This is a genomic window from Faecalibacterium sp. DFI.5.82 (genome assembly GCF_029076575.1).
GTDB lineage: Bacteria > Bacillota > Clostridia > Oscillospirales > Ruminococcaceae > Faecalibacterium > Faecalibacterium duncaniae.
Genome location: NZ_JARFIS010000374.1, coordinates 1 through 319, shown reverse-complemented (window position 1 = coordinate 319; position 319 = coordinate 1). Strand labels below are relative to the sequence as shown.

Here is a 319-nt window from a genome sequence, read left to right as displayed (position 1 = left end):
TCTGCTGGGCACACAGGGTATCCCCCAGGCCCGCAAGGAGCAGGCTGCCCTGCCCGCACAGACCGAACAGATAGCTGCCCGGGCGGCCCTGCAGGGTCACTGGCACAGCCAGTGCCACAGCCTCCATGTGGTCGTTTTCCTCCGCGACGTAGACATTCTGCACCCCGGCAAAGCGTTCCACAGCGCTACGAACAAACTCCTCCGTGTCGACGCGCTGGGCCTGCCACAGGGCCAGCACCTCCGCCCAATCGGACGGCTGCATCAAACGGTACATGATATAGGATGCCTCCTTTTGTTTCAAATAACAGCAAGAGCAAGA

The 319-nt window shown here is 61.1% G+C and carries 1 pseudogene; it reads right to left on the bottom strand.

From position 1 onward, the window contains the following. Positions 1–274: pseudogene (locus tag P0G09_RS17050) on the bottom strand (hypothetical protein); the annotation flags it as partial. Positions 275–319 lie beyond the last annotated feature (45 nt).